This is a genomic window from Geotalea toluenoxydans JCM 15764 (genome assembly GCF_001311985.1).
GTDB classification, from domain to species: domain Bacteria; phylum Desulfobacterota; class Desulfuromonadia; order Geobacterales; family Geobacteraceae; genus Geotalea; species Geotalea toluenoxydans.
Genome location: NZ_BBCJ01000018.1, coordinates 1 through 14906, shown reverse-complemented (window position 1 = coordinate 14906; position 14906 = coordinate 1). Strand labels below are relative to the sequence as shown.

The following is a 14906-nucleotide window of genomic DNA, read 5'->3' as shown; positions in this document are numbered from 1 at the left end:
GCATCGGAGTTGGGAGGGGATCTCACCTCCCTCATCAGAGAAACCAATCCCCATTACCTGACCCACATGGTCAAGGTTAACCTGCCGGGGAGGGACGCGAGATTGGATTTTCTCAGCTATGAGACAGATCTCGCGAACAACCCGGACAAACTACCGCAATTTATTTTTGAGTCGGAGATACCAAATGGCTCCTCGAATATGGCCGAGGCCAAGTCTCCGGTAACAGTAGAAATCCCCTCGGTTTTACCTCCCGTCCAACCCCGGCAGCTCCGGACGTTTCCATGGTACTCCCGAACGGACAACTCGGCTGGGTCTATACCAGACTTCCCGATCCTTCCCAAGGATTATTGCAGCTCATGGATGTGGTGCGCGCCGACGGTGTTCGCCTTGACCCCCACAACTTTTGGGTGGACCAGGGGCTTGACCAGAACTACAAGAAAACCTGGACCCTTCAGTTTGTCGATTACCGTGCCGACGCCAACACCACCGGCGCGTATACCCTCAAGTTCGCTCAGCCCGGCGTGGACACTACCCCGCCGGTTACCAGCCTGGTCTTCGACGGCCCGGCTACCGGCGCCAATCCGGCCTATGTTACGCCCCAGACCCGACTGTTGCTCACGGCCGCCGATAACGAGGGGGGGAGTGGAGTAGATGGGATGTTTAAAAAAGAAGCTGGTATCGATAACGACTTTGCCCCTGCTTTCCCGTTTAACTTGACGACGGCGGGCAGCCACACCATTGAATACTACAGTGTGGACTTGGCCGGTAACGTGGAGGAGACCAGGAGCGCGGCCGTTGTGGTGGTGGATGCCGCGCCGGCCATTAGTGCATTCAACGTTGCCCCGGCCTCCTTCGCTCCCCAGGCGCCGCGAGGGGTAGCGGCGGTTCGCAGTGCCGATTTCAGTCTCACTGCCACGAGCGGGGTTGCTTCTCTTCCGGTGGAGATTGCAATCTCTCCCGGCTCAATCTTCCAGGCAGGTCAGGTAGTCAGGACCCTCAAAGGCACGGCAACTTCCGGCGCGGAACTGCGTCTTACCTGGGATGGCAAGGATAGCAGCGGCAAGCTCCTCAGCACCGGCGTCTATACGGCCCAGGTGAAAGTTGCCGATGGCCTCGACAATCTCCTCGACGCCAATGCCCCCAGACACAATACCACCGCCGTGGTAACGGTAACCATCGAGGACTGGTTCAAGGCACAGCCGGTGATCCCAATCCGGCAGCGGATCAGCTCCATCCTCGCATTTCCGGGGCAAAAGCGGTCTGGCAGGATATGCGTAACGGCCGGTGGGACATCTATCTGAAAGACTGGCCGGCGGCTCTTCTACGCTGATTCCAAGCGCAAGCCCAGACCGGCAGCGTCCGGCCATCGACGGCAACCGCATCGTCTGGCAGGATGGTCGAAATGGCAACTGGGATATTTATGGCTATGACCTTGCCAACAGCGCCGAGTTTTCCATTTCAACCGCATCGGGAGATCAGACGCAGCCGGTAATTGCAGGCAACTGGGTTGCATGGCAGGATCACCGGAATGGCAACGGTGACATCTACGCCTACAACCTCACAACCCAGGAAACTGTCCAGGTAACTTCCCACGAGCGTGACCAGCTCCATCCGGCCATTTCCGGCACGACCATCACCTGGGAGGATTATCGCCACGGTTTCGGGGAGATTTACAAGTACGATCTGGCAACCCGCACCGAGACGCAGGTTTCCTTCGGGCCGGCCGATGAAACCCTTCCGGCTATCTCGGGTTCGACGGTCCTGTGGAGTGACCGCAGAAATGGCCAGAACGATATTTATACCAGTGATCTGACGCGCGGAGCCGTCCGCCTTACCTATGGCCCTGGCGACCATAGCCAGGCTGCGGTCCTTGGCGATCTTCTTGTCTATACCGACTACGAATCGGGTGAAAATGACCCCAATCTATCCTTCCGTCTTCTTTCCAGTGGTGTCGGTGAACGGCTGGTAGCTAACCCGGCCCGCCAGGAAGAGGCGGCTATCGGTACCAACCTGATGCTCTGGCAGGATAACCGCGACGGCAAGTATCAGATCTATTATGCCCCCTTTGCCACCGAGGATCTTCCTGTCGAAGTGCCGATCAAGCCGGGCTTTAACCTGGTGACAGTGGGGAACTGGCTGGCTGGGCAGTATCCTTCTGCCTCTGCCCTTATTGCCGCAAAAGGTGAGGAGCTGGGAATAGAGCGGCTGCTCCTCCACGACCCACTCCATAATACTTATACCGAGGCCAAGGTCTCTGGCGGAGACTTTACCCTGACAAAAGGGGCAGGGCTTGTTGTCTATGCGCAGAAGTCCGGTATGCTCAAGGTTGCTGAAAGCGGGGAAACCGCCACATACACGCTGCTGCCCGGTACCAATCAGATCGGTATTCTCATGGTGCCGTTCGGCTACAGTGCTTTCGACTTGGTGCGATCGCTCGGCTTTGACAATGTCCGGAGCGTCCGGCGTTTCGACACCACGAGCGGAGCCTGGCAGACGGTTTCGGTGCGAACGGCGACAACCGGAAATGAACTTGTCGGTCTGAATTTCTCGATTGCTCCTGGAGACGGCCTCCAGATAACGATGAAAAGCCGGGTGGATGGATGGACACCCTAAATGCAGTGAATGGGGAATAGTGAATGGTGAATGGTAAGAGCGGCATCTTCGTTTGTCTTTCGTTGTTTTTTATGCTTCTGGCAATGCCGGTGTTGGCAGTAGCGGCTGGTTGGCAATGGATTACCCCCCAGCGGGTTACGGCGCTCGTGAAAGAAGGGAGCGGTCTGTGGCTCGTGGATGTGCGGAGTGAAGCAGCCTTTGCAGCCGGGCACATTGAAGGGGCTGTGCACATTCCGGCTGCGCTTTTTGCCACCAAGCATCTTCCCCAGGAAAAAATTATCGTTCTGGTGGACGACAGCCTGGGGGTGCGCAAGGGGCGGGAGTGTGCCGATGCTCTGCTGAAAAAAGCTGCGCCAGGGTGTTCGTGCTTACCGGCGGTCTGGTGGCCTGGCAAGGTGAAGGATATACAGTGGTCGGAAAAGAAGGGGGCCGGGTTTTCCGTAGTGTCATGCCCGAGGATATCCAGTGGCTCAGGCCAATCACATTACGTTGAAGATCTTTGACCTGCGGGAAAAGGATGAGCAGGCGCGGGGACCGGTTGCGCAGGCACAGCCGGTGGAGGGAAAAACACTGGCTGAACGGGTGGAGAAGGCTAAGGAATTAATCGGCAATGGCGGGAACAAGGGCTTGGCTGCCAAACTGGAAAAACCGGCGACCACCGTGCTGGTCTTCCCCACGGTTACCGATCCACGTCCTGTTTTGGAGCGTTCGTTCCAGACCCTTTCAGCGGATATACGATTCCTGGAAGGTGGGTATGCGGCGTGGGCAGCAAAGCCGGACAAGGAAATAAAGACGGTTGGAGTATGTCCCACCTGTTCAGGCGGGGCTTCTGGGGGTAAGAAATGATCAGGAATTTATTCATCGCCATGGTACTGGGGCTGCTTGCGGCAGAAAATGCTCTTGCCGTTCCGGAAACGGTCAGCGTAAGGGTAACCGACGTGACCACCTCATCCTTTGCCGTTGTCTGGCTGACCGATGTGGCAGCTATGCCACAAGTGGAGGTATACACCGATGCGGCGATGACAAACCGGCTTACGGAGACGATAAGCTTGTCTCCCATGCCGGATGCGCCGCAGGAAGTGGCAGCTGCCGCTCGCAGCAAAGGGATCATGAAGATCCGGGTCACTGGTGTAACTCCGAATACCACCTATTATGTGCGGACCGTTACCGCCGATCCCGCCGCTGCGGACAGCATCAGCTATTCGGGCGTGCAGGGGGTTAATACCGCTGCCGAGGTGGTACCGTATCAAACGGCGGAAGATGGTAGCTCCAGGGCTTTGCCAACGACATGATCTCCATGAAGGTCTACCTGAGACCCAGTGATGTGGAGGGTATTCCGGGACTGGGGGACTTGATCCTTGTGGAGACTCAGTTCTCTGCATATCCGGTGAGCGCTTTTGTCGGAGCTGGAACCGCCGCGCCGGAAGGGGTCGTCGACCTCAACAATTTATACGGCATTGACAGAACCACCCTGCGCATCGCAGGAGGGGAAAAGTCATTGCTGCGGATTTACCGGGGGGGTACGCTTTCCACGCTGTTGCACTACCGAAGGTTCCCGGCAAGTGACGGTAATGTGACAGTGGCGGAACCGGTGAAAGGATTTTTCGCCGACGTCAACCTGGACGGCAGGGTGGATGAAGAGGATTTCGCAGAATTCCGCAAGCAATACCGTAGCTTGCCCGACGACGTCGCCTACAATCCCGATTTCAACTTCCTGGCCGATCCGGCGGGAAAGGTGGATGCCCAGGATTTTGCCAGGTTCGCCAAAGAGTACGGCCGGACCGGTGTCCAATAGCATAAACCGTAGTGCCTGAAGTGTAAGATGGGCCTAAACAGAGTGTTTGTCGCTGCAGGCCACCAGCTGATCATTGAATGTTGTTCTGAATTTTCCGTTGCTTTACCAGGAGGGACAGATGGCCGTGTCGCGGACAGTCCTAATAATTTTCCTCTCTTTCTTCATTGGTATGCATATCTTCTGCGGCAGCGCCACCGCCGCCGGCATCAGGGTGGTTCCTTCAACCAGAGGGTGCTGCCGGGCGAGGACTTCTTCTTTGACGTGGTTGCCGAGGGAATACCGGCAGAAGGCCTGGGAGGGGTGCAGTTCCGGCTCAATGTGGCTGTGCCTGGAGGGACCGTTACCGGTGTAAGCGATCTTGGACAGTCCGGTGCCGAAGATGTGGCAATTGCCACACCGCTGCTCGTTTCGCCTGCGACCCCGACCCGGTCGGGAATCGGCGATTTCTTCTGGAACAACCGGGGCAACAACGGCATCCTCATCATGGATAATGAGCAACTCACCGGCGGCTCGGCGCTCTATACCTTTGCCCATACCAATGGAGCAACTCCCCCCGCCGGGAGCGGTTCGGTGGCCCGCTTCATGGTCCGGGTCGGCAGCTCGATCAACGCAAAAGAGATCACTGTAAGTCTCAACGACGTCATGCTCCTGGACGGCGGTCCGGCTTATCCCCTCGACTACAATAACGGTGCAACGGTGCAGATCGGTTGCTTCACCAGGATGCCCGATCTGGCAGGGCTTTCCCTGGCCGAAGCAACCGCCCGCCTTGCCCAGTCCCAGCTTGTGCTGGGCTCCGTATACGAAATAGACAATTTCAGCGGAAATCACTCCCTTGACGTGGTTCTGGAGCAGTCAGCCCAAGCTGGAAACGAGCTTCTATGCGAGGCTCCCATTAATGTGGCACTGAATACCGCACCTTCAGAAGTGACCGCCGGCAATGCTTCCGACAAGGCTGCAGACGATACGGGCAAGGTTACCCTGTCCTGGACCCCATCCCCATCCTCAGACACGGCCGGTTACCGGATTTACCAGGGAGCAACGCTGCTCGCGGAAGTCAAGGATTCTGCAGCGCACGGCGTAGAGATTGGAGGACTTGTTACCGGCGTGGCTTCTCAACTAAAGGTAACGGCATATGACACCCACGGCAATGAGAGCCGGGGTGTGACCGTGGTTGCAACTCCGATTGACGACGTTGCGCCGGCCGTTGCCATCGCCGGAGTATCGGAAGGTGCCTTTTACCGCAGTGACGTGACGCCGCAGGTTTCAGCTTCAGACACTAATCTGGCGGCCCAGGTCGTCACGCTGAATGGTGCTCCCTACGCAATGAGTCCGATAAGTGCCGACGGCGCCTACACGCTGACCGTTTCCGCCACGGACCGCTTTGCCAATCAAACGACGCAGAGCGTACATTTCACCATCGACAAGACGCCGCCGGCCATAACGGTCAGTGGTGCGGCCAATGGCGATTTTTACAATCGCGACGTGACCCCATCGATTACCGTAACCGATGTAAATCTCAAGGAAAACAGGGTGACCTTGAACGGTCAATCCTTCATTACCGGAACCGTGATAACTGCAGAAGGGTTGTACACACTGGTTGTATCGGCTGAGGATCTGGCGGGCAACACTGCTGCCGAGACCATAAGTTTCGTTATAGATAAAACCTCACCAACCAGCACCGCGGATCTGTCTGTTCCCCGGTATACCGCCGGAGGGGTTGTCTACATCAGCGGCCAGACCCCTCTGGCCATCAGTGCCATGGACCCCGGCCTGGCGCCTTCAGGTGTGGCCGGAATAGAATACCAGCTGGACGCGTCACCAACCCTGGTTCCATATTCGGTTCCGCTAACCTTTGCCGGATTAGCCGACGGAAGTCATACCGTCGCCTACAGCGCCAAAGACAGGGCGACGAATCGGGAGAATTCACAGGCCTTGACGTTGATCGTGGATAATACTCCGCCGATCACCTCCCTGAGCATGAGCGGACCAAGCTATCTTCTGGCCGGCGGCGCTTATGCGGCGACCTCTGCCACTACCTTCAACCTGCAGGCAACAGACCTCCTTGCCGGTGTCGCCAGGGTTGAGTACCGGCTTGATGGTGGCCAGTGGCTTACCTACGCGCCTTTTGCATTTACCGGCGAAGGATCGCACACCATCGAGTACAGGGGTGCCGACAACCTGGACAATCTGGAGATAATCAAGTCCCAGGCTGTCCTTATCGACAATACCCCGCCGGTGACGGCGGTAGCGGTCGGTTTGCCCCAACATGCTGCGAACGATGGCACCCTGTATATTCACGGAACCTCGCCCATTACCCTGACCGCAACTGACAATGCCGCAGGGGTGCAAAAAACAGAGTACCGTGTCGACGGTGGAAACTGGAACACTTACCAAGGGGCCTTGGCGGTGGCTGCAGCAGGTGCTCATACGGTCGCTTACCGTTCCATGGATGTGGTCGGCAACCTGGAGGAGGTGAGGAGCGTCGCGGTCGTCGTGGATAACACCCCACCCGAGACCATCATCACGGTCGGTGAGCCGAAATATGCCGGAGCCACCCTCTTCGTCAAGAGCTCGACCCTTTTCACCCTTTCCGCCACCGACGACCTCTCCGGCGTGGCAGCAACACAATACCGGGTCGACGGAGGGGAGTGGACTCCCTATGCGCCCTTTACCATAGCCACCGAAGGGACACATGCCGTTTCTTACCGTAGTAGCGACAACGTGGGCAACAGTGAAACAGAGAAAAGCCTCGTCGTCATCATCGACAACACGCCGCCGATCACGGCAATTACAACCGGCGCTCCGAACCATACAGCATCCGCTGGCGCCCAGTACGTCACGGCGACAACTCAGTTTATGCTGACTGCCACCGATAATCTTGCCGGCGTTGCTGGAACCGAATATCGGGTCGATGGGGGAGCCTGGCTTAGCTATACGCCCTTTACCATTTCCACCGAAGGGAGCCATGTAATCGCCTACAGGAGTACCGACAACCTCGGCAATCGGGAAGTGGAGAAGAGTGTAACTGTTATCGTCGATAACACGCCGCCGTTGACGGTGATAACAGCCGGTACCCCCAAATATGCAGCGGCAGACGATACCCTCTATGGGACTTCCGCCACCACCTTTACTCTGACTGCGACAGACAACCTGTCAGGGGTCGCCGTAATTCAATACCGGATCGATGGCGGGGAATGGATGACCTATGCGCCATTTACCATTGTCCTTGAAGGTAAACACATCATAGGTTTCCGGAGTACCGACAATGTCGGCAACATCGAAACAGAGAAGAGCCTTGCAGTCACCATTGATAACATGCCGCCTGCGACAGGGATAACTACAGGCACGCCGCAGTACATTGCTGCCGACGGCACTCTGTATGGGACCTCAGCCACCAGCTTCACCTTGACGGCTACAGACAGCCTTTCCGGCGTTGCAGGAATCGAGTACCGCATCGACGGTGGCACATGGATACCATATACCCCCTTTATACTTCCCACAGAAGGAATTCATGCCATAAGCTTCCGGAGTACCGATAATGTGGGAAACAGGGAAATCGAAAAGGTGCTGAAAATCTTCATTGACGATACTCCGCCCGTTTCCGCGGTCACCATCGGCAGTCCACAGTACACGGCTTCTGGCATTCTCCATGTGAGTGGCAGAACCGGCATAACCCTTGCCGCCACCGACAACTCCAGCGGTGTAAAAACCATCGAATACAGTATCGACGGCGCACCCTTTGTCACTTATGGCGAGCCGTTCAACCTCGCCGCATATGCCGACGGCAGCCATACCATAACCTATCGCTCGTCGGACAACCTGGGCATTGTGGAGGTTGCAAAGCAGCTGTCCCTGGTCCTTGACAAGACTACACCCACCACCGCCATTGAAAGCTCGGATACGCTGAGACAGGGAGTAACTAATACCATTTCTCCGTCCACCACATTCACATTGACTGCAACAGACAATCTCTCCGGGGTGAGGGATATCTGGTACAGGATCGACGGAGACCAGTGGCAGCGCTATGACGGCGCCTTCACTTTGGCAGGTTTCAAAGCGGGCTCACACACCATCGCCTACAGTGCAGTGGATAATGTGGAGAACGAGGAACTGCAGCAGACTGTCACGGTAAGGTTAATCTCCTTCGTGTTCAAGAAGTCGGAGTCCACCGATCCGGTCGTCCTCCTTTTCTCCGGGAAGAATGAAGACAAGGATAAGAAAGAGGCGCAAAGGATAAAGAAACAGTCGGATTCGCTCGCAACACTGCTCGAGTCCATTGGTGTGTCCTATTATCGAGCCATTGACGAGGAAGATTTCGAACTGGCCAGCCGGTCCGGCAGATACAACATTTACCTGTTGACCGACGACGGGAAAGAGGAAGCCGGTGCGGAAATCCGCGAAGCAGTTTACTACGGAGACGGCATACTCTTCATCAAGACCCGGCCCGATGACGATGACCATATAAGCGACATCTTCGGCGTCCAATTCACCGGCAAGTCTACGAGCAGTGATCTTGTAGTCACTATTCCGGAAGGTCCGTTGGGAACAGCTGGTTCTTTGCAAGCTACGGGCAAAATAGCGAGAACAACAGTAACCTCTGCTACCGCCCAGGTCTTGGGTACGGTGACGGATAAAAACCAACAGCTGCCGGCGCTAATTTATAATGAATATGGCAGAGGGAAAGCTTTGCTGATGACCTTCGATCTTGCCGATTCACCCGATGGCATAAAAGCGGCAGACCTCCTGGCCAAGTCTTTGAACCTGCTCAAGCCCCGGGAGCATTACCTGCGCCCCCTCGGCAGCATTCCCATATCTATCGAAATCGTCAACTCCACCGATGCTTTCGGCCTTGAGGTGGAGGAGAACATCCCGGCAACGGCCACTGCCGATACCATCACCCCGCCTGGAACGCTGTTGGACAGCATTATCACCTGGCGCCAGTATTTTGGGGCCACGCAACGGCTGACCCTTGCTACTACCTCAATCTGCCGACACCAAGGGAGAATATACTACCAAAACCGCATTCAGGTACGCCAACTACGGCACCTACGCCTCTATGCCGGCAGTGAAATGACCTTTACCCTGGAAAAGGACTCTACCGGGCTTCTGCAATCTGTCATCAACGATCTGTATACACTCTCAGTCACCGATAAAAAGGACCGGAAGCGAGTGGACGAAGCCTTGTCGGAACTCTACGGCATCCGCCAATTTGTTACGAATCGGGATGCAGCTGAGGACAACCTGGAAAGAATTGTCGAAGCGGTTGAAGAAGTGTCGGAACTCAGCCTGGAAGCGACGGAAATACACGTCAAGCTGGGCGAACTGATGAAGATATGGCAGCGGAAGTGGTACCTGCTGACGGATGAACAGAAGGACTGACTACCGCAAGATTTAACCTCCAACGTAGGAACTTGAAAAGCCCTCGGCAACTGTCGAGGGCTTTTTTGCGCAAATCTATCTCCATTGCCGGACGAAAGCGCAAGAGATCCACGGCAATGCTTCCCGGCATTTGAACTGGTCCCTGTCAATGATAAGCTTAAAAAAGAAGGCGCACCAATCCCAGGAAAAGGAGGTACGGTAATGGCGGAAAAAGAAACCAGAGAGTTGTCGCGGCGTGTGCCGCAACGCCCATTGAGCCCCTTCCACGAAATGGAAAGGATGGAGAGGATGTTCGAAGACTTTTTCCGGCGGCCGTTTTCGCTGCTTACCCCATCCCAGTGGATTACCGGCGCTCAGGGATGGGAGGAAGTCGCAGGCCCGAGCGTGGACGTTTACGAGGAAAGCGACAGCATTATCGTCAAAGCGGAGATACCCGGAATCAGAAAGGAAGATATTGACGTGACCTTCAGGGAGAATATGTTGACGGTTTCGGGTGAAAAAAAGAAGGAAGAGAAGGTAGAGAATAAGGATTACTACAGGCTGGAGCGATCCTATGGGAGCTTCAGCAGGAGCATACCACTGCCGGCGGAGGTGGAAACAGACAAGGCTTCGGCCAGTTTCAAGGATGGCATCCTCGAAATAAGGATGCCGAAAACTGCGTCATCGAAGGAGAAGGTAAAGAAAATAACGGTTCAATAATACCGTGGAGGAAATGAGACGTGTGAGAGCCGGAAAACTTTCCATGGAGGCTCGGCAAAAAAAGGGGTTACGGATCTACGCCGTAGCCCCTTGCCGTTTCCCCTGTCAATGTTGAAGAAGTGCTCCAGGGTATTCATTTCCACGCTTTTTCATGGGTAACACCTTTCCTGTCGAATGATTTTCTTCCATCAGGCGATCTTCGCCAGCCGTCCATAATCCACCTTGCGTTATGACGCCGGTCAAGGGGGATTTGGGCCAGCAGCCGCACCTGGTCAAGGTCTGCCCAGCCAAGGGCAGCCCGCACTGCATCCAGATCCAGGTCTGCTCCCTTGGCCGCCTGTACATAGAGGATGCGCTTGGATTCCCGGCCGATTAGGGCGGCCCGCAGTACGCCAGGGAGCTGGCGCACGGCACACTCTACAGCAAAGGGATAAAGTTCGCCATGGTGGTCTTTGATAACCGCCGAAGTTCTCCCCAACAACCACAGCCTTCCCCTGTCATCGAAATAGCCACTGTCGCCGGTGCGATGCCAGATTACCCCGTCAACCCGGAACTTGGTCTCCCCGTCGCCAATGCCGTTCAGATAGCCCTTCAGCACATGTCCGCCGCTGACGACGATTTCGCCCGCTTTCCCTGCCGGCAGGCAGATGCCGGCGAAGGTCGTCCCATCCAGTATCCCCAGCGGCGTGCCCCACTGGGGGTAATTACCCGTAGGCAGATTTCATCTACCGGCACCCCGGTCAGGAGACCGGCGCCGGCGGACATGGCCGCTTTGTCCTTGTTGGTCAGTTCCTGCGCGGCAATGTGGGCAATGGGTTCTGCCTCGGTGGAACCATAGACGGCAACTACCTTTGCATCGGCAAAGGTGGCGGTGAACCTTTCCAGATGATCTGGAAACACCGGAGCGCCGCCGGTGAAGACATAACGAAAGCCAGCCACGGTCCGGTTGGATTTCAAACAGGCTGTGGCAATGCGTTCTAAAAAAGCCGGAGATGCCACCACGGAAGCGGGTCGAAAACGCTCGATCTGGCGCAGCACCGGTTCCGCCTCGCTGCTGCCGGGGCGGCGCAGGTCCGCATCGGGCAGCAGCGAGGTGACCCCCGAGCCAGATTGGCCAGGACGAAGACCGGCAGGGTGGTCAGGTCAACGGTATCTGCGGTCAGGTGGATGGTCCGCTCCAGAACCCGGTGCTGCTCAAGGAGAAAACCGTGGCTGCGTACCGCCGCCTTGGGCTGGCCGGTGCTGCCGCTGGTAAAGGTGATCAGGGCCGGTGTGTCCCCATCGCAGGGGGTGATGGGCAGATGGGGCTGCAGCCGATAACTCCGGTTCCAGGAGATGGAGCCTGGTACATATGAACCCAGGGAAAAATGCTGGGGAATGCGCCGCAGGGCAGGCGAGATCAGCCGTAACAGGTGGGCCTTGGGGGAGGCAATCAAGGCCGCCGGTGGCCTTATGGCGCAGCATTGCTCCAGATGCGCCCTGCCGGCTGATGGGTCGAGGAACATGGCGGTCATGCTAGCCCGGAAGAGCGCCATCAGGGCAATGTAGAGCTCCGCCGACATGGGCTGAAAGACCAGCACCGTGTCGCCGGTGCGCAATCCGCTTGCCAGCAAGAGGGCGGCTCCCCTTGCCGATGCCCTTTCCAGCCCGGCAAAGGAGGTGCTCCGGTCTTTGCCCCGGTAGACATCGATGATTGCCGCGGCATCGGGCCGTGCTTCCGCCTGATTGTGCAGGATAGCGGCAATATTCATGGGAGCTTCCTTGAGTAGAGGGTGTACTGGCGAATCTCCCGCCCATAATGGCCACTCATTCCCCTGGAGCGGTTGTTCTCGTGCATCAGGGCATGAATGGAGCGTTTGAAGCCCAGCAGATGGGCGTTGCCTGAAACCTGGGCCATGAGCAGGGCTCCGACCCCTCTCCCGGCCATTTCCGGCAAAACTGCCATGGATTTGAGGATAACCGTGTCAGCGGCATTGCCGTTCTGAATCCGGAGCATGTCCGGCAGGGCAAAGATGAAACCGACCGGCTTTCCAGCCAGTTCTGCCATGAGGACCAGTTCGGGTTGCACATGGGGCCGCACCCTGGCATACATGGCGATAAATTCCTCTCGGCTGATGGGGGAATAGAGATAGTTGTCCCTGAACCCGGCGAGAGAAATACCATGGATGCATGACAGCTCGTCCATAAATGCACCCGGGTCAAGGTGCCGGATGCTGATTCCTTCACGGTCAAGGTGATGGCGCTGCCCGGTGGGGAGAGTGACGCTTCTGCCAGGTCATCATTGAGGATGAGTAATAGCGGGCCAAGGCTTAAACCCCGCCGCCTCAAAATAGTGTGGGTAGGCATCGGGGTTGTCCGGCTCCAGAAAGAACGGCGGTTCCTCCCCCCTCTGGGTTACCAGGCGATAGCGGCGCCAGGTGTTTCCGTCCAGGGGACCGATGGCCATTGAGGCCCCGTGGCTGGCGAGGGTGCCGCAGGCTTCCTTCAGCAACTGGGCAGCGTCAGCAGCTTCCATGGCCGCAAAATGACCGACGCAGGCTGGCCGTTCGTCGGCAATGAGCGGCACGGAACTCCACCAGAGGGAGCATCTGGCCCGCAGTGTGGAGTTTTCCACCAGAACAAGGTGCAGATCAGGTTTATGGGCGACGAATTCTTCTGCCTTGAGCCCATCGATGCCGTCGCTGGCGGATTGGTAAGGCAATTCCTCTACAGTTGCGACGTGCAGAATGGTTCTCATGGCGAACCCCCAATGAGGCATGACAGGTTTGAAGCCAAAAAAGGCGTGACGAAGAAAATCCGGGAGAGCCACCAGGCCGCCAGGGATGCAGCGAAGGCAATAAGCCCGCGGATCATCCAGCGGCCATATGAGGCTTCGTCATCACCATAAGAGCGGATTACCCGCTGATGCAACAGGGCGACGCCACACAGCAGGGGAAGAAAAATACCGGCCATGAACGCTCCCTGGCAGATTTGCAGCGGGGTGACCTGCCGGGCAACTCCCCATCCGATCAGGGTTGGCAGGAACAGCACCGGCAGAAACACCAGCCAGGTCAGGGACACGGCCTGTATCAGGTTCTTCCGTAGCGACTGATCAGGTTTGGTGTAGCCAAGCTGCGTCATGCCGATCATGACCGAGTGGGCAGCGTAGGAGACGGCAAAGGGCTCCAGGAATCTGCCCGTACGGTTACTTTGCACCATTACCAGCAGCCAGACCATCCCCGGAGCTGCCACTGAGGCCACCGCCCGCACCGTATGCACCGGCGAGGCGTTTTCCTCGCTTTTCGGCCAGAGGCGGACGTAGGTCAGGAAAAGGACCAGGGAAACTGCCAGCCATTGCCAGCCACCCAGAGCCCAGTTCATGTATCCCACCAGGGCTGCGGCCAAAAGGCCGCTCTCCCTGAGGGTGGTGCGCCTTCGCCAGGTGAAGACCACCAGCGCCACCAGGCAGATGGCAGCCAGCCGGAAAATCAGTTCGTCTGCCTCCAGTGCCAGGTAACGCCGGAGGAGGCCATAACAGCCCAGGGGAATAAAGAGGTTGTCCAGCCCCCCAACGGAAACCGCTTCGAAGAGCATGACCAGGATTCCCAGCATCAGGCGATCAGCAGCGATTCCGCCCGGCCGGTGTTGCTCAGCAGCAGGAGCGGCAAATGGGCGCTGAGAAAGGCTACCGCGAAAAAAGCCAGCGACCCTTCGGCGCTCTTGGTTCCCTCGGAAGTGGCGTAGCGGTGCTGGCCGTAACGGACACCCACCAGGGCGGCCACCGCATCGGCCAAAGTCAGGGTCAGCAGGGGAATGACGTACAGCAGAGGGCTGCTCTCCGACAGCAGGAAGAGGGCGGCCACCGCCAGGGGGAAATAGAGTTCTCCCCTTGAGCTGCGGGCAACGCCATGGAGTACCCCGCCGAACTGCTCCCGCAGGGGGCCGATCAGCCGGGTCCCCATCAGGGCGGCAACGGCGATGCCCGCCAACAGCAGCACCGGCCACGATTCCTTGAAAAGCCAGGGGAAAGAAAGCGTCACCAGCCCCATGAGGATATGGACTGACTTGCGGCTGCTTTCCGGATGCAGGTTGCAACGGGCGCTGATCAGTTTCAGACCTGCCATGACGGCGCCTAAAACCACCGTTACCAGGAGTATGCCGAGCCAGGGCGAGGTCATCACAGGATCTCTTCCACGACGAAGGCGCTGTAGAAAAAGGCTTTGTCCTGGTTAAAGAGGCGTGCCGACATTTCAGGCAAGGCCTTCAGCCTGTCCGCCAGGCATTCAGGGCGGCTGCGGGGTGCCAGCATGTTCCAGTAGGCGAGCGTCCACCTGCTCTGCCGCTCTCCAGCAGTCGCTCAAGCAAGCGCTGATAATTCTCCCCGGACATATATTCAAAAATATCGCTCAGATTGAAACGATCGATGGAACCTGCGCCTTCC

15 protein-coding genes are annotated in these 14906 nt (G+C 57.3%); 8 read left to right on the top strand and 7 right to left on the bottom strand.

Annotated elements, in window-relative coordinates; genetic code table 11:
- Positions 1-281 precede the first annotated feature (281 nt).
- From JCM15764_RS12715 to JCM15764_RS12680, 8 genes are all read left to right on the top strand, one after another.
- On the top strand, positions 282-1301 hold the full coding sequence (locus JCM15764_RS12715) for a FlgD immunoglobulin-like domain containing protein (RefSeq protein WP_243688926.1): 1020 nt from the start codon (positions 282-284) through the stop codon (positions 1299-1301).
- A complete protein-coding gene (locus tag JCM15764_RS12710; protein WP_054696262.1) occupies positions 1285-2613 on the top strand; it encodes a TolB family protein in 1329 nt (442 codons plus the stop codon). Before JCM15764_RS12715 ends, JCM15764_RS12710 begins: the two co-directional genes overlap by 17 nt.
- Before the next feature lie 23 nt (positions 2614-2636).
- On the top strand, positions 2637-3116 hold the full coding sequence (locus JCM15764_RS12705; protein ID WP_054696259.1) for a rhodanese-like domain-containing protein: 480 nt from the start codon (positions 2637-2639) through the stop codon (positions 3114-3116).
- Positions 3079-3459 (top strand): hypothetical protein, encoded by a 381-nt coding sequence (locus JCM15764_RS12700; protein WP_243688925.1) that lies wholly within the window; start codon positions 3079-3081, stop codon positions 3457-3459. The genes JCM15764_RS12705 and JCM15764_RS12700 overlap by 38 nt, the downstream gene beginning before the upstream one ends.
- A complete protein-coding gene (locus JCM15764_RS12695) occupies positions 3456-3905 on the top strand; it encodes a hypothetical protein (protein WP_054696254.1) in 450 nt (149 codons plus the stop codon). Before JCM15764_RS12700 ends, JCM15764_RS12695 begins: the two co-directional genes overlap by 4 nt.
- Positions 3902-4408, top strand: coding sequence for a hypothetical protein (locus JCM15764_RS12690; protein WP_054696251.1), 507 nt, complete (start codon positions 3902-3904; stop codon positions 4406-4408). Before JCM15764_RS12695 ends, JCM15764_RS12690 begins: the two co-directional genes overlap by 4 nt.
- Positions 4409-4435: 27 nt before the next feature.
- Positions 4436-9787 (top strand): OmpL47-type beta-barrel domain-containing protein, encoded by a 5352-nt coding sequence (locus JCM15764_RS12685; protein ID WP_054696248.1) that lies wholly within the window; start codon positions 4436-4438, stop codon positions 9785-9787.
- A 201-nt stretch (positions 9788-9988) separates the two neighbouring features.
- Positions 9989-10486 (top strand): Hsp20/alpha crystallin family protein, encoded by a 498-nt coding sequence (locus JCM15764_RS12680; protein WP_054696246.1) that lies wholly within the window; start codon positions 9989-9991, stop codon positions 10484-10486.
- A 133-nt stretch (positions 10487-10619) separates the two neighbouring features.
- Here the strand turns inward: JCM15764_RS12680 and JCM15764_RS26800 are convergent, their stop codons facing one another.
- From JCM15764_RS26800 to JCM15764_RS12645, 7 genes are all read right to left on the bottom strand, one after another.
- A complete protein-coding gene (locus JCM15764_RS26800) occupies positions 10620-11084 on the bottom strand; it encodes an AMP-binding protein (RefSeq protein WP_054696243.1) in 465 nt (154 codons plus the stop codon).
- Positions 11078-11524, bottom strand: a complete 447-nt coding sequence (locus tag JCM15764_RS26795; protein WP_279384431.1) for an AMP-binding protein — start codon at positions 11522-11524, stop codon at positions 11078-11080. Before JCM15764_RS26795 ends, JCM15764_RS26800 begins: the two co-directional genes overlap by 7 nt.
- Positions 11464-12237 (bottom strand): AMP-binding protein, encoded by a 774-nt coding sequence (locus tag JCM15764_RS26790; protein ID WP_054696237.1) that lies wholly within the window; start codon positions 12235-12237, stop codon positions 11464-11466. The genes JCM15764_RS26795 and JCM15764_RS26790 overlap by 61 nt, the downstream gene beginning before the upstream one ends.
- Entirely contained in the window at positions 12234-12671 is a 438-nt protein-coding gene (locus JCM15764_RS12660) for a GNAT family N-acetyltransferase (RefSeq protein WP_054696234.1), read from the bottom strand. Before JCM15764_RS12660 ends, JCM15764_RS26790 begins: the two co-directional genes overlap by 4 nt.
- A 93-nt stretch (positions 12672-12764) precedes the next feature.
- Positions 12765-13223, bottom strand: a complete 459-nt coding sequence (locus tag JCM15764_RS12655) for a hypothetical protein (protein ID WP_054696231.1) — start codon at positions 13221-13223, stop codon at positions 12765-12767.
- Positions 13220-14077 (bottom strand): DUF92 domain-containing protein, encoded by an 858-nt coding sequence (locus JCM15764_RS12650; RefSeq protein ID WP_054696228.1) that lies wholly within the window; start codon positions 14075-14077, stop codon positions 13220-13222. Before JCM15764_RS12650 ends, JCM15764_RS12655 begins: the two co-directional genes overlap by 4 nt.
- Complete coding sequence (locus tag JCM15764_RS12645; RefSeq protein WP_054696225.1) at positions 14077-14643, bottom strand: diacylglycerol/polyprenol kinase family protein; 567 nt, start codon at positions 14641-14643, stop codon at positions 14077-14079. The genes JCM15764_RS12650 and JCM15764_RS12645 overlap by 1 nt, the downstream gene beginning before the upstream one ends.
- Positions 14644-14906 lie beyond the last annotated feature (263 nt).

Bases quoted from the DNA above. Each gene is read 5' to 3' on its own strand.
- JCM15764_RS12715 (WP_243688926.1), top strand. From the start codon at position 282: ATGGTACTCCCGAACGGACAACTCGGCTGGGTCTATACCAGACTTCCC.
- JCM15764_RS12705 (WP_054696259.1), top strand. From the start codon at position 2,637: ATGGTGAATGGTAAGAGCGGCATCTTCGTTTGTCTTTCGTTGTTTTTT.
- JCM15764_RS12695 (WP_054696254.1), top strand. From the start codon at position 3,456: ATGATCAGGAATTTATTCATCGCCATGGTACTGGGGCTGCTTGCGGCA.
- JCM15764_RS12690 (WP_054696251.1), top strand. From the start codon at position 3,902: ATGATCTCCATGAAGGTCTACCTGAGACCCAGTGATGTGGAGGGTATT.
- JCM15764_RS12685 (WP_054696248.1), top strand. From the start codon at position 4,436: ATGGGCCTAAACAGAGTGTTTGTCGCTGCAGGCCACCAGCTGATCATT.
- JCM15764_RS12680 (WP_054696246.1), top strand. From the start codon at position 9,989: ATGGCGGAAAAAGAAACCAGAGAGTTGTCGCGGCGTGTGCCGCAACGC.
- JCM15764_RS26790 (WP_054696237.1), bottom strand. From the start codon at position 12,237: ATGAATATTGCCGCTATCCTGCACAATCAGGCGGAAGCACGGCCCGAT.
- JCM15764_RS12660 (WP_054696234.1), bottom strand. From the start codon at position 12,671: ATGGACGAGCTGTCATGCATCCATGGTATTTCTCTCGCCGGGTTCAGG.
- JCM15764_RS12655 (WP_054696231.1), bottom strand. From the start codon at position 13,223: ATGAGAACCATTCTGCACGTCGCAACTGTAGAGGAATTGCCTTACCAA.
- JCM15764_RS12650 (WP_054696228.1), bottom strand. From the start codon at position 14,077: ATGCTGGGAATCCTGGTCATGCTCTTCGAAGCGGTTTCCGTTGGGGGG.
- JCM15764_RS12645 (WP_054696225.1), bottom strand. From the start codon at position 14,643: ATGACCTCGCCCTGGCTCGGCATACTCCTGGTAACGGTGGTTTTAGGC.